This is a genomic window from uncultured Mucilaginibacter sp., from assembly GCF_903913935.1.
Lineage (GTDB): Bacteria > Bacteroidota > Bacteroidia > Sphingobacteriales > Sphingobacteriaceae > Mucilaginibacter.
Map to the genome: position 1 here is coordinate 1 of NZ_CAIWNH010000062.1, position 13,814 is coordinate 13,814.

Below are 13,814 nucleotides of genomic sequence, written 5' to 3' on the forward strand. Positions count from 1 at the left end.
AAAATGGTAAGGGTTTTCAAGCCCAAAAAGTCCATCTTGATGACGCCTGCATCTTCAATCACCCTGCCGTCGTACTGGGTAACCAGCAGGTCGGAGTCTTTTGCTACCGCGACAGGAACAATATCGGTTAAGTCATAAGGTGCAATGATGATCCCCGCAGCGTGAACACCTGTATTACGTACCGAGCCTTCCAGTTTCTCCGCTTCGCGAAGTACCTGCGCTTTCAGGTCGTGGCCTGTTAGTATTTCTTTTAACTCGGGTACCTGCTCAATGGCTTCCCGTAAAGTGATGCCTAAAGTATCAGGTACCAGTTTTTTTATCGCGTTCACGTCAGACAGGGGCATATCCAGCACCCTGCCAACATCCTGAATACTGGTACGGGCCGCCATGGAGCCATAGGTAATGATCTGCGCTACCTGGTTTTTGCCATATTTATCAACCACATAGTCAATTACCTTTTGCCTGCCTGCGTCGTCAAAATCCGTATCAATATCGGGCATTGATTTACGGTCGGGATTCAAAAACCTTTCGAACAGGAGGTTATACTTCATCGGGTCGATATTGGTGATCCCGGTGCAATAAGCCACCACCGATCCTGCTGCCGAACCACGACCCGGGCCAATAAACACGCCCATATCACGGCCGGCCCTTATGAAATCGGCCACAATTAAAAAGTAACCGGCAAAACCCATCGTGCGGATCGTAAACAACTCAAAGTTGATACGCTCTTCTGTCTCCGGGCTGATATCGATATAGCGTTCTTTGGCACCCATAAAGGTGAGATGCTTCAGGTATTCCCACTGGTTAAGGGTATCTGAATCCGGCGTGGTTTCGCTGTGTATTTTAAATTCTTCGGGGATGATGTAGTTGGGCAACAGGATATCGCGCTTCAGCTTTAACACTTCAACCTTGTCGACGATCTCGTTGGTGTTATCTAACGACTCCGGCAGGTCGTTAAACAGTTTGCCCATTTCGGCCTGCGTTTTAAAATAAAACTGGTCGTTAGGGAAACCGAACCGGTAACCTTTGCCGCCTTCTTCATCGGTAGCAATAGGGGTGCTTTGCATATCGCCGGTGTTTACGCAAAGCAAAATATCGTGCGCGTTGGAATCCTGCTGATCCACATAGTGCGAATCATTGGAGCAGATCACCTTTACATTATATTTTTTGGCGAATTTGAGCAATACGGCATTCACGGTATTTTGCTCGGGGATATCGTGGCGCTGCAGTTCGATATAATAATCCTCGCCAAACAGGTCGAGCCACCATTTAAATTCTATTTCAGCCGCCGCTTCGCCATCACGCAAAATAGCTTGCGGTACGGATGCGCCCAAACAACAGGTAGTGGCGATGAGTCCCTTATGATGTTTGAGGATCAATTCCTTATCGATACGGGGCCATTTGCTGTACAGGCCTTCCATATAACCATAGGAACAAAGCTTAACCAGGTTTTTATAGCCTTCGGGATTTTTGGCCAGCATCAGTTGGTGATACCGTTTATCTTTCTTTTCCTTGGTGAATTGTTTTTTATGGCGATCATCCACCACGTAAAATTCGCAGCCTACTATGGGTTTTACATTGTGTTTTCCAGCCTCCGCCACAAACTTAAACACACCGAACATGTTGCCATGGTCGGTAATAGCCAGTGCTTTCATGCCATCCGCCGCCGCTTTTTTATACAGTTTGGAGATGTCGGCAGCGCCGTCGAGCAATGAGAACTGGGTATGTACGTGTAAGTGCGAAAAATCCGGCATGATGTTTTTTTATCCCTTTTTAGAAGAGAGCAAAGTTACTGATTTCGGATTTCGAAATTTCGATTTCGGATTTAATGTGGAGAAAAACAGGGGAGGTTAAGAAATTTCGGATGTCGGAATTTCGATTTCGGATTTGTGAGAAAAAAAACAAGTAATGACAGTATTTTTATTTCGGATTTCAGAGCCGGTTGGTCGGACAGATTTTTTCTTTTCTTAATTCCGTCTTCCGTTCTTCCCGACTTTCGGACTAAATCCTATCTTTGCCGATTATTGTTGCGCTATAATGAAGATATCCTATAATTGGCTGAAAGAATTTATTGAAACCGATAAAACCCCCGAAGAGATCTCGACGATTTTGACAGGTACCGGTTTGGAAGTGGAGAGCCTTGAAAAAGTTCAGCCTATCCCTGGCGGACTGGAAGGTTTGGTGATCGGTTACGTAAAAGAATGTACCCAGCATCCCAACGCCGACCGCTTAAAAGTAACTAAGGTAGATGCCGGTACCGGCGAGGACCTGCAAATTGTTTGCGGGGCAAATAACGTAGCCGCAGGGCAGAAAGTGGTGGTTGCTACCGTTGGTACAACTGTTTACCCAACCGTTGGCGAGCCTTTCAAAATAAATAAATCAAAAATAAGGGGCGAAGCATCCGAAGGGATGATCTGCGCCGAAGATGAGATAGGGCTTGGTAACGATCATGCCGGTATCATGGTACTGGATGAAAACGCTGTAGTCGGAACCCCTGCCAAAGAATATTTTAAAATAAACGACGACTATCTTTATGAGATCGGCTTAACGCCAAACCGTGCCGATGCCGCTTCGCATTTGGGTACGGCAAGGGATATTGCCGCTTTTTTGAAGATCGCTGTTAAAAGGCCGGATGTATCCGCATTTAAGGTAGATAATATCAACCGTACCATAAAGGTAATTGTGGAGAACGAACAGGCCAGCCCAAGATATTCGGGGGTGACAATTTCAGGGGTGGAGGTAAAGGAATCGCCCAAATGGCTGAAAGAGCGTTTGGCGGTGATCGGCATCCGCGCTATCAACAACATCGTGGATGCTACCAATTATGTTTTGCATGATTTGGGCCAGCCCCTGCATGCTTTTGATGCCGATGAAATAGCAGGCGACACGGTGATCGTAAAAAACTGCCCGGAAGGAACTTTATTTAAAACATTGGACGACGCAGAACGCAAGCTTTCTGCCGATGACCTGATGATCTGCGATGCCGAAAAACCAATATGTATCGCCGGGGTATTTGGCGGCATCGGGTCGGGCGTGAAAGCGACTACCAAAAATATATTTCTGGAAAGCGCTTATTTTAACGCGGTATCGGTTCGCAAAACTTCCAAAAGGCATGGTTTAAAAACAGATGCCTCTTTCAGGTTCGAGCGCGGTACTGACCCTAATATGACTGTCTTCGCGTTAAAGCGGGCAGCTTTGCTGATACAGGAAATAGCCGGCGGAGAAATATCTTCGGAAGTTTCGGATAACTACCCGAACCCTGTTGCGCCGTTTGAAGTTGAGGTAACTTATAAAACCATCGACAGGTTGATCGGTAAAGCGATTGCGCATGATGAAATAAAAGGCATCCTGAAAGCTTTGGAGATCGAGATCGTAAACGAAACAGGCGAAAGCCTTTCGTTGAAAGTGCCTCCCTATCGCGTGGATATCACCAGGGATGTGGATGTAGTGGAAGAGATCCTGCGCATTTACGGTTACAACAACATCGAGATCCCAACCCAGGTGAGGGCATCGTTAAATAATTCGCAGCGGCCCGAAAAGGATTCGGTTCAAAGCCTCATATCCGATTTGCTGACTGCGAATGGCTTTAACGAGATCATGTCGAACTCGCTAACCAAATCGGCTTATTCATCCAATTTGGATTCAGCGGTAAAGATCTTAAATCCACTAAGCAACGACCTGGATGTAATGCGCCAGAGTATGCTGTTCTCGGGGCTGGAAGCCATCGCGTATAATCAAAACCACAAAAACCCCGACCTGAAACTGTACGAGTTTGGAAAGGTTTATTCGGTTGAAGAAGGGAAATATATCGAGACCCAGCGGTTTGCCGTTTTTATTACAGGTTCGGAAAGCGCCATACAATGGAATCAAAAAAGCAAGCCGGCATCCTTTTATAGTTTAAAGGCTGTTGTTGATGGTGTACTGGCAAAACTCGGCATCAGCGATGTGCTGGTTGAAGATGCCACCTGCAAAAAACTTGCCTATGGATTGCAATATAAATTGAATAACAAGCAACTGGTAAAATTCGGTTCGGTAGCAACAGACGCTTTGAAAAAGACTGACGTTGACAAGGAAGTTTTTTACGCTGATTTTAATTTTGATATGATCCTGAAACAGGCGCGTAAAAACAAAATTGTTTATTCGGAGATCTCAAAATTCCCGGCGGTAAGGCGTGACTTATCTATGCTGATCGATAAAAACGTAACTTTCGGCCAGTTAAAACAGATCGCCCAGAAAACAGAACGTAAATTATTGCAGGATGTAAATGTGTTTGATGTTTACCAGGGCGACAAACTCCCGGCAGGAAAAAAATCATACGCGCTGAGCTTTATTTTGCAGGACAGTGAAAAGACACTGACCGATAAAGCGATCGATGCCATTATGCAAAAATTAATTTACAACCTTGAAAAAGAATCAGGAGCGGAGATCAGGAAGTAATTAGTGAATTAGTGAATTGGCGAATTAGTGATTTATTGAATTATTGATTTATTGAATTATTGATTGGTGTACGAGTGATTGATTTAGTAAGTTATTGTGTAAGCTTACGGGAATTGAAAATTAATTGATATATTTCGACCTGAATTGGGATTTAATAATTAAGTAACGCAAAATAAATACAACTTGTATTATTCATTCACTAATTCACTAATTCAACAATTCACCAATTAAAACAAATGGCCCTCGCAGAGCAGTTAACCCGTATCGTAGATAGAACAGAGCACTTAATTGAGCTTTGCGGTGCTTTGCAGGAGGAAAACGACTTGTTGAAACTGGAGAGCGAGGCGCTGTCCGTAGCCCTTGAAGCCAGTAAAAATAAGACCAAAGAAGTGGAGGAAAAGCTCCGCGCTTTGAAAATGGCGAGATCTTTTTCAGAAACAAATGAAAAAAGTCTTGACATAAAGCAAAAAATTAACGAATTTGTGCAAGAAATTGATAAGTGTATTGTATTATTAAAAAAATAGTACAAATAGTGAAAAGCTCAGATGGGAGAAATCTCCATAAAAATAAATATTGCTGACAGAGTTTACCCTTTAAAGGTAAACATGGAAGAGGAAGAAATAATACGTAGGGCAGCCAAGCTGATTAATGACCGGATAAAAGAATATCAGGAAAATTATGCAGTTCGGGATAAACAAGACCTGCTTTCGATGTGTGTGCTGCATTATGCAACATCCTCATTAAAAGCGGAAAAGAAGGTTACAGTTGAAGATACAGAAGTAACTGAAAAGGTTTACCAGTTGGATTATTTATTAACGGAATTTTTTTCAAAGCAATAAACGTTCTTTACATAAAGTGCACGAGCATTTAAGATTTAGCCGCGGTTAAATTTTAAGTATCACTATTAAAAACTTAACGCTTCAATATTCAGCGGATCAAAGAGGCATGCGTTAGTCGTTTCAATTAACGGTAACCCATGATTCCAAACTGTCCCATTTGAGGTTTTAAATACATGATACTTAAAAATTTAGACGCGGTTTTTTTATTATACCAATTATATATTTATAACTCAAACAATGAATAGTACACTATTATATCTCATTATCGGCGTGCTGATAGGAGGCCTTCCCGGCGTGCTCATCGGGCGCTTTTTACTAAGGAAACTTTTTAAAGATCAGGAAGTAGCAGCTCAGAATAAAGTAAAAAAGATCCTGAAAGATGCGGAGAACGACTCTGAAATTCTGAAAAAGAACAAATTGCTTGAAGCGAAAGAGCGTTTTTTACAATTGAAAGCTGAACACGAACAGCAGATCAACGAAAAGAACAACAACATTAACCAACGCGAAAACGGCGTGAAACAAAAGGAGCAATCATTAAACTCGCGCCTGGAGAACATGAACCGCAAGGAAAGCGAACTGGATAATGTGCGCAAAAACCTGGAGCGTCAAACCGAAATTGTTGTCAAAAAACAAGAAGAAGTTGAGATCCTGAAAAACTCGCACGTACAGCAATTGGAAACCATTGCCGGCTTATCTGCAGAAGATGCGAAGAACCAACTGGTTGACAATTTACGCGAAGAGGCCCGCAGCAAGGCCATGGCGCAGATCAAAGACATTGTTGACGAAGCCAAACTTACCGCTACCAAAGAAGCTAAAAAGATCGTTATCCAAACGATCCAGAGGACAGCTACTGAAGCCGCTATTGAGAATACGGTCTCTATTTTCAACATTGAAAATGATGAGATTAAGGGCCGTATCATTGGTCGTGAAGGCCGGAACATCCGGGCACTGGAAGCGGCTACCGGGATAGACAGTATTGGGGATGATACTCCGGAAGCCATCATTCTTTCAGGCTTTGACCCGGTAAGGCGCGAGATTGCCCGCCTGGCTATGCACCGCTTGGTGACAGATGGACGGATCCACCCGGCGCGTATTGAAGAAGTGGTTGCCAAAACCAAAAAGCAGATCGAAGAAGAAATTGTGGAGATAGGGGAGCGTACCGTAATCGACCTTGGCATCAGCGGCCTGCACCCTGAATTGATCCGGATGGTAGGGCGTATGCGGTATCGTTCGTCTTACGGGCAAAACCTGTTGCAGCACTCACGCGAGGTAGCTAATTTCTGCGCTACCATGGCAGCTGAACTAGGGCTGAATGTAAAGCTTGCGAAACGTGCCGGTCTGTTGCACGATATTGGCAAAGTGCCTGATGATAATCCAGAATTGCCACACGCTATCCTGGGTATGCAATTAGCTGAAAAGTATAAAGAGCATCCTGAAGTTTGCAACGCTATTGGCGCTCACCACGATGAGGTGGAAATGACATCGATGTTATCACCGATCATTCAGGTTTGTGATGCCATCTCAGGCGCACGCCCGGGAGCACGCCGCGAGGTGGTTGAAAGCTACATCAAACGTTTAAAAGAATTGGAAGAGCTGGCATTGTCTTATCCCGGTGTTGAAAAGACATTCGCGATACAAGCCGGTCGTGAACTGCGTGTAGTAGTGGAGAGCGAGAAGATCAGCGACGCGCAGTCTGAAATACTGGCGGCAGATATATCCAACCGCATACAAACTGAAATGACTTATCCCGGACAGATAAAAGTTACCGTGATCAGGGAAACCAGGTCTGTAGCGTTTGCTAAATAGATAAAATCAATCCTTCGTGACATAGATGGGCCTGCTCATCTATGTCACATTTATAAACATTAACCCAAGTGGCTGTAGCATCAAATAAAAAATCATCTGTAAAGGTTGTTGAAAAACGGCCGGTAGATATTTATTTTGATAAATACGCCGAAAGCCATCAAAATCCAACAAATAAACTTATCCACTGGATCTGTGTTCCGCTGATCGTGTTCAGTTTGTTTGGCCTGGTTTGGGCTATCCCATTTCCGTACCTTAAATTTATGGGTCAGTATAACGGGTTCGTTAACTGGGCCTCATTTTTGCTGGCTTTTAGCATTTATTATTACTACAGGCTTGCGCCGGTATTGTCGTACTTCATGATGCTTGTGCTCTTTGCCTTTTTTTACGGTGTGGTAAAGCTGGAAGAAATACAAAAGGCAGGCGGCCCCGCCTTATGGCTGGTTTGCCTGATCATTTTTGTTGTTGCCTGGATAGGCCAGTTCATCGGCCATAAAATAGAAGGTAAAAAACCATCCTTTTTTGATGACCTGCGGTTTCTCCTCATCGGGCCGATCTGGCTGCTGCATTTTATCCTGAAAAAGTATTCGCTCAGGTATTAACATTACTTTTTAATTCAATACCTATTGTAACAGATCGCCGGTTGCCCTCGTATTGTTTGATAATTGATTATTGATATTATGAAGACAGCGGCGGCATTACTGATTTTGTGTTTTATAATTTGGGGTTGCAGGAAAAACGGCGGTCCCCAGGTCAATCTCAATGGCCCTTTGACGGTTTGTAATGCAAATTACACGTGTTTCTACAACTATTACGATCGCGCGCATGTTACCGGATCGTATCCACAACTCCAGGCCGGGAGCAGTAGGGTGTTTGTTTATAAAAGCGTTGATAGTTCGGTATGCGATTTGACGGTGCAGCTTTCGTTTGAAACCTCCTTAAGTGACAACACATTTGTAATAGACCCCAGCCGCTTACCTGCCGGCGCTTTTAGTACAAGCTGTATATGCTGCGATTTTGCATATTTTCCAACAACATTGTCAGGGGAAATTAAGGGGAAGAGAACGGATAACACCCATTGGCTGATTAATGCAACTATAATCACCTCTGATACGAATCACAAGCCTTTGGATACGCTGTTGGTTAATCAATATTTCCAGCAGCAAAAGTTGCCTTGATCGGGTTTGTTAGTTGATCAGGTTGGATCAGGTGGATTGGGCTAATTAGGTTGAACGCTGTTTTGAAAACCCAATCAAGCTCTATAAATTCTTCCCCAGCTTTTCCAGAATATCCTGTGGTACCTTTTCAAGGTCAAGCACTAAAAAGCCATCAAGGCAATCGGCAAACTTAGGGTCGATATTAAAACAAATGATCTTGGCGTTAAGGGCAATATACTGGCGCAACAGTACGGGTACTTTCATGTTCCGGGTTTCCACTTCAGAGATCAATGCATCCAGGCCTTTAAAAGTATCCTCACCTTCCATTAAAAGGTCGGTATCGATGCTTTCCATGTCAACCTTGAATTTCTTCCTCGGCCTTACAAACTGCGCCATTTCATGATCGAAGTGGTGACGGTTGATATAATCAACAATCAATGATTTAGAGAAATTTGAAAAAGAATTACTGATGCTTACCGGGCCAATGAGGTAGCGGTAGCGTGGATTGTCGATCAGGTATTTCAGGATCCCTTTCCACAACAGGAACAATGGCAATGGTTTTTGCTGGTATTCTTTCCGTACCCATGAGCGCCCCAGTTCGATACTCTTTTTTAAAACCGGCGTAAACTGCGATTTGATCTTGAACAGTTCTGAAACATAAAATCCCTTTTTGCCGATACTGTAAAAAATTTCGTCACCCAGCCCAAGCCGGTAGGCGCCGACGATCATTTTTGCTTCTACATCCCAAATGAATAGATGATGATAATAAATATCGTATTCGTCAAGGTCAGTAGCTTTGTTGGTGCCCTCGCCAATATCTCTGAATGTTAATTCACGCAAGCGCCCGATTTCCCTGATCACATTTGGGATAGTAGAGGTGGGCACGATAAAAACTTCATAATTCTTCTCTACCCAAATGCGGTATTCCTCGCGTAAAGGGGCGATCTCTTTTTCAAGGATCTCGCTGCTGATCTCGGGTACGACTTCGGCGGCCTGCTTTTTTATCTTGAATATATTGCGCGGATGGAAGATCTTGTTTTCCTCTTCGAGGCCCGTACCCAAAGCATAGGTACGCGCCCTTAAATAATTAAGCAGCTTGGTGCTGTTGTTAAACCCGGCCACGTCGTCCGGACTAATTGGTTTACCTATTCGCAATTTAATGGTATGCCCGTGCTTGTTAAAAAGTTCTGAAGGGAGTTTGGCTGTCCGCAATGCAGGGTGTATCAAGCTAAGCAGGTTAAACAGCAAGCCATTGTTGCCATGGAAATAAATAGGAACCACCGGTACTTTAGCTTTCGCGATGATCTTGCCAACAACAGGGTGCCACATGCGGTCGGTTACCTGTTTTTTATCCACCTTAAAGGTAGACACTTCTCCTGCCGGAAAAATACCTATCGGCGTGCCGTTAGCCAATAGTTCCAGTGTCGTTTTTAAGCCGCTGATAGAAGAGGAGTGATCAATATTTTCAAAGGGGTTTACGGCAACAAAATAATCGGCCAGGTTAGGGATCTTTTTAAGCAGGAAGTTCGCCATCAGTTTTGCGTCGGGCCGTACCATACAAAGGATCTTCAGCAATACCATGCCCTCAATTCCTCCATAGGGATGGTTGGCGATGGCAATAAAACTGCCTGTTTTCGGGATGTGGCGAAGTTCCTTTTCATCAAACTCAATATCAATCCCGCAGCCTTCCAAAATTGCGTCAACAAAATCAGGGCCTTGTTTAGGCTGTGCCTGGGCGAACAGTTCGTTCACCTGGTTGATTTTCATCAGTTCCATCAGCAAAGCGGCCAGGCCGGGCATTTTTAGCTTATCCAGTTTGGTGGCTTTGGCGAACTCTTCGGTGGTGATCACTTTCATTGGTGCAAAAATAAACCCTTTAACGGGTATTAATAATTTCCTTAAAAATTGTTTAATTTAACCCTCACAAACCTTTAATGAAAAGCCGGATAAAACAACATATTTCCATTACCAAAAAAGAATGGAACGGTTTGGTAGTACTTGTTATACTAATTGCAGGGGTATTAGCTGCGCCTTATGGCTATCGCCTGTTCCGCAAAGATAATACAATAAATTTCAAAGATTTCGACAAAGCGGCGGCACAATTAAGCAGTGTTGAAAAAAATGGAAACGAAAGCGACAGCGACCCCGGTACTGATGTCAAAATTGCGAGCCCGATTATGTTTCCTTTTGATCCGAATGTTTTAACCGTGTCGCAATGGAAGCTATTGGGTTTAAGCGGGCGCCAGGCTAATGTGATATTGCACTATCGCACTAAAGGCGGCCACTTTTATACAAAGGAGGATGTAAAGAAGATCTACGCCATTACCTCTGACGACTATAAAAGGATTGAACCGTATATCAATATCCCCGAAGGGAACAAAGGGTATAAAAAAGCCAAACCCGGCGCGGTAATTGAACTTAACGGCGCCGATTCCGCAAAGCTGACAGCGTTGGAAGGTATAGGCCCGTCCTTTGCCGTCCGGATTATCCGCTACCGAAACCGTTTGGGTGGTTTTATTAATAAAGAACAGCTGAAAGAAATCTACGGGATAGATTCTTTGGAATATGTCGGCATAAAGAACCATGTTTCGATAAACATCAATAAGGTAAAAAAGATAAACATTAACACGATATCATTTGATCAGTTGCGGATTTTCCCTTACCTCAATTACAAACAGGTTAACGCCATTGTTCAATACCGCGTACAGCATGGTAAATACAATTCCATAGCGGATTTAAGAAATATTGTGCTGCTTGATGAAGGAATTTTGCGTAAAATTGAGCCTTATTTAGCTTTTAAATGATAGAACAGCAAATTAAAACCGCGATCCGCGATATAGCAGATTTCCCGAAGCCAGGGATCATTTTTAAGGATATAACGCCCATATTAAAGGACCCTCAGCTATGCATCAGCATAGTGGATGCTTTTTTTGAAAAGTTAAAAGGGATCCGGATAGATGCCGTAGCGGGTATTGAAAGCCGCGGCTTTTTATTTGGCCTTACCCTGGCCACCAGGTTGGGCGTTCCATTCGTGCCGGTACGTAAAGCCGGCAAACTGCCCTTTACCATCAAACAAAAAGCTTACAAACTGGAGTACGGCAGCGCTACCATCGAACTGCACACCGATGCCTTTGAGCCCGGGCAGCATATATTGATCCACGATGATCTGCTGGCCACCGGCGGCACCGCCCTTGCAGCCAGCGAACTGATCCAGGAAATGGGGGGTATCGTCGCGGGGTTTTCCTTTGTGGTTGGTTTGGGATTTTTAAATGGGAAAGAAAGGATCGCGCCGGTTTGCGATAGGGTGCTGGTGCTGGCAGAATATTGACACAGTCTGATTGCTGATGCTATTTTAAATTTTTATTGTTATTTTTGATAGACTGAGTAAAGGGTGAAAGTGAAAACTGGATTTAAATTAAGGTGTTATGAGTTTGCAATTTATTTCGGATAGTAAGGGTGAAACCACCGGTGTTTTTATACCCATCAACGAGTGGAACGAGCTGAAAAATAAATTTAAGGGCATTGACGAACTGGACAAAACCTCGATTCCGGATTGGCATATAGACCTAGTCAGAAACCGAATGAGCGAATACAAAAAGCATCCTGAACAAGTGCTGGATTTTGACACAGCAATGGATGAAATTGAAAAAGAGCTCTAAATGTACCGCCTTGTTATTTTGCCAGTCGCTCAACAAGACATTAAAGAAGCGGCTTCCTGGTATGAATCTAAACAAAAAGGCCTTGGCAAAAGATTTGTTCTTCACGTTCGCGAAAAATTGAATTCGCTCAAAAAGCATCCATATAATTTTGTTAACAGGTGTGATGAAACGCGGACAGCAGTGTTTGATGTGTTTCCTTTTATGGCGCATTATAATGTTGACGAATCCAGGAAAACAATAATTATTGCTGCCGTTTTGCATACCAGCCGAAACCCTGAAATATGGAAGTCAGAACGCGGTACGGGTGACGATATTGATGATATATAATTTTTAGAGGTCGAAAACCCCAATTTATTTTAATTTGTTAAAACGTACGACCCCACCTTCATTTCAACTAAACCCATAATTCATACCATATACCAATTCCGTCATTTTTCGGCAGATTTTATTTGAAACCAATACACAAAATATTGCGTTACTTTGCTATAAATCAATATAAAACCTATGGATTCTTTGCTTACAGACCTGCCGGCCGGATTCGATTTTTCTATCAGCGATCATCAGAAAATGATTGGCCAAACGGCCAAAGATTTCGCCGAAAAACATATCAGGCCACACGTGATGGAATGGGACGAGGCGCAGTATTTCCCCATCGATCTGTTTAAAAAACTGGGCGAACTTGGCATGATGGGCATCTTCGTTCCTGAACAATACGGCGGTTCGGGCTTTGGGTATTTTGAATATGTAACGGTGATCAGCGAGATCGCTAAGGTATGCGGATCGATAGGGCTTTCTGTAGCTGCACATAATTCCTTATGTACGGGCCATATCCTGGCATTTGGCAATGAAGAACAAAAACAACGCTGGCTACCCAAACTGGCCACCTGCGAATGGCTGGGCGCCTGGGGGCTTACCGAAGCCAACACCGGCTCGGATGCGATGGGGATGAATACCACTGCCGTTTTGGCCGGCGACCATTATATCGTAAACGGTTCCAAAAACTGGATCACGCATGGCAAATCAGGCAATGTAGCGGTGGTGATGGTGCGTACCGGAGAAAAGAATGACTCAAACGGCATTACCACGCTGGTAATTGAAAAAGGCACACCCGGATTTACCCATGGTAAAAAAGAGAATAAGCTGGGCATGCGCGCTTCAGAAACCACGGAACTGATATTTGACAATTGCCATGTACCGGTAGCAAACAGGCTGGGTAATGAGGGTGAAGGCTTTAAACAAGCCATGAAAGTATTGGATGGCGGGCGTATTTCTATCGCTGCACTGTCATTGGGGATCGCTAAAGGCGCTTTCGAAGCGGCGGTAACCTACTCCAAGGAACGCAGGCAATTCGGGCAGCCGATCAGTAATTTCCAGGGCATCGCCTTTAAGCTGGCCGATATGGCTACCGAAATTGAAGCCGCTGAACTGCTCATTATGCAGGCCGCCGACCTCAAAAATAAACACCTGCCGGTAACCAAACAATCGGCCATGGCCAAATACTATGCTTCTGAAGTTGCTGTGCGCACTGCTACCGAAGCGGTGCAGATCTTTGGCGGTTATGGATATACGAAAGATTTCCCGGTTGAAAAATACTATCGTGATGCCAAACTTTGCACAATAGGCGAGGGGACATCGGAGATACAGAAGATTGTGATCTCGCGGGAAGTGCTTCGTTGAAATTAACGTAGGGGCGACCCTTGTGGTCGCCCTTAACACACCGATTGCCCGGTCATAAATAATCTCCTGATTATTGGGGAAAACGCGGGTATGTGCCGAGGGCGACCACAAGGGATCGCCCCTACGCGTTTGCCATCGTTAACTCCTTCTAAAACACCCCTGGTGATACATCGAATGATGATGGATATGCCGAAGATGGCATGTTGGAAAATTCATCTTTACCCACTCACCACTCACCACTC

Annotated in this window: 12 protein-coding genes; 10 read left to right on the top strand and 2 right to left on the bottom strand. The window is 44.1% G+C overall.

Features of this window, described 5'->3' with window-relative positions:
* Positions 1 to 1,754, bottom strand: a 1,754-nt coding sequence (dnaE, locus tag QZY09_RS02565; RefSeq protein WP_295667721.1) for a DNA polymerase III subunit alpha, incomplete at its 3' end; no start/stop codon positions are given.
* A gap of 283 nt (positions 1,755 to 2,037) precedes the next feature.
* Between dnaE and pheT the strand changes: the two genes are divergently transcribed.
* The 5 genes from pheT to QZY09_RS02590 all read left to right on the top strand — a co-directional run bounded on the left by pheT (position 2,038) and on the right by QZY09_RS02590 (position 7,681).
* Positions 2,038 to 4,437 (top strand): phenylalanine--tRNA ligase subunit beta, encoded by a 2,400-nt coding sequence (gene pheT / locus QZY09_RS02570; protein WP_295667723.1) that lies wholly within the window; start codon positions 2,038 to 2,040, stop codon positions 4,435 to 4,437.
* Between the two features lie 236 nt (positions 4,438 to 4,673).
* The gene (locus QZY09_RS02575) at positions 4,674 to 4,961 is read left to right on the top strand and encodes a hypothetical protein (protein WP_295667725.1); all 288 of its coding nucleotides are present in this window, start codon (positions 4,674 to 4,676) and stop codon (positions 4,959 to 4,961) included.
* Between the two features lie 21 nt (positions 4,962 to 4,982).
* On the top strand, positions 4,983 to 5,276 hold the full coding sequence (locus tag QZY09_RS02580) for a cell division protein ZapA (protein WP_096353787.1): 294 nt from the start codon (positions 4,983 to 4,985) through the stop codon (positions 5,274 to 5,276).
* A gap of 237 nt (positions 5,277 to 5,513) precedes the next feature.
* Positions 5,514 to 7,082, top strand: a complete 1,569-nt coding sequence (gene rny, locus QZY09_RS02585; protein ID WP_295667729.1) for a ribonuclease Y — start codon at positions 5,514 to 5,516, stop codon at positions 7,080 to 7,082.
* Between the two features lie 68 nt (positions 7,083 to 7,150).
* Positions 7,151 to 7,681, top strand: a complete 531-nt coding sequence (locus QZY09_RS02590) for a DUF962 domain-containing protein (protein WP_295667731.1) — start codon at positions 7,151 to 7,153, stop codon at positions 7,679 to 7,681.
* A 657-nt stretch (positions 7,682 to 8,338) separates the two neighbouring features.
* On the opposite strand, the gene QZY09_RS02595 is transcribed toward QZY09_RS02590, so the two are convergent.
* A complete protein-coding gene (locus QZY09_RS02595) occupies positions 8,339 to 10,093 on the bottom strand; it encodes a lysophospholipid acyltransferase family protein (RefSeq protein WP_295667733.1) in 1,755 nt (584 codons plus the stop codon).
* 77 nt (positions 10,094 to 10,170) lie between these two features.
* Between QZY09_RS02595 and QZY09_RS02600 the strand changes: the two genes are divergently transcribed.
* From QZY09_RS02600 to QZY09_RS02620, 5 genes are all read left to right on the top strand, one after another.
* Positions 10,171 to 11,040, top strand: a complete 870-nt coding sequence (locus QZY09_RS02600; protein ID WP_295667735.1) for a helix-hairpin-helix domain-containing protein — start codon at positions 10,171 to 10,173, stop codon at positions 11,038 to 11,040.
* Positions 11,037 to 11,564 carry an adenine phosphoribosyltransferase gene (locus tag QZY09_RS02605; RefSeq protein ID WP_295667737.1) on the top strand — a complete coding sequence of 176 codons (528 nt, stop codon included), beginning with the start codon at positions 11,037 to 11,039 and terminating at the stop codon, positions 11,562 to 11,564. The genes QZY09_RS02600 and QZY09_RS02605 overlap by 4 nt, the downstream gene beginning before the upstream one ends.
* A gap of 97 nt (positions 11,565 to 11,661) precedes the next feature.
* Positions 11,662 to 11,895, top strand: coding sequence for a hypothetical protein (locus tag QZY09_RS02610; protein WP_295667739.1), 234 nt, complete (start codon positions 11,662 to 11,664; stop codon positions 11,893 to 11,895).
* Positions 11,896 to 12,222 (top strand): type II toxin-antitoxin system RelE/ParE family toxin, encoded by a 327-nt coding sequence (locus QZY09_RS02615; RefSeq protein ID WP_295667741.1) that lies wholly within the window; start codon positions 11,896 to 11,898, stop codon positions 12,220 to 12,222.
* Positions 12,223 to 12,399: 177 nt separating this feature from the next.
* Positions 12,400 to 13,572, top strand: a complete 1,173-nt coding sequence (locus QZY09_RS02620) for an acyl-CoA dehydrogenase family protein (protein ID WP_295667743.1) — start codon at positions 12,400 to 12,402, stop codon at positions 13,570 to 13,572.
* Positions 13,573 to 13,814: the final 242 nt, after the last annotated feature.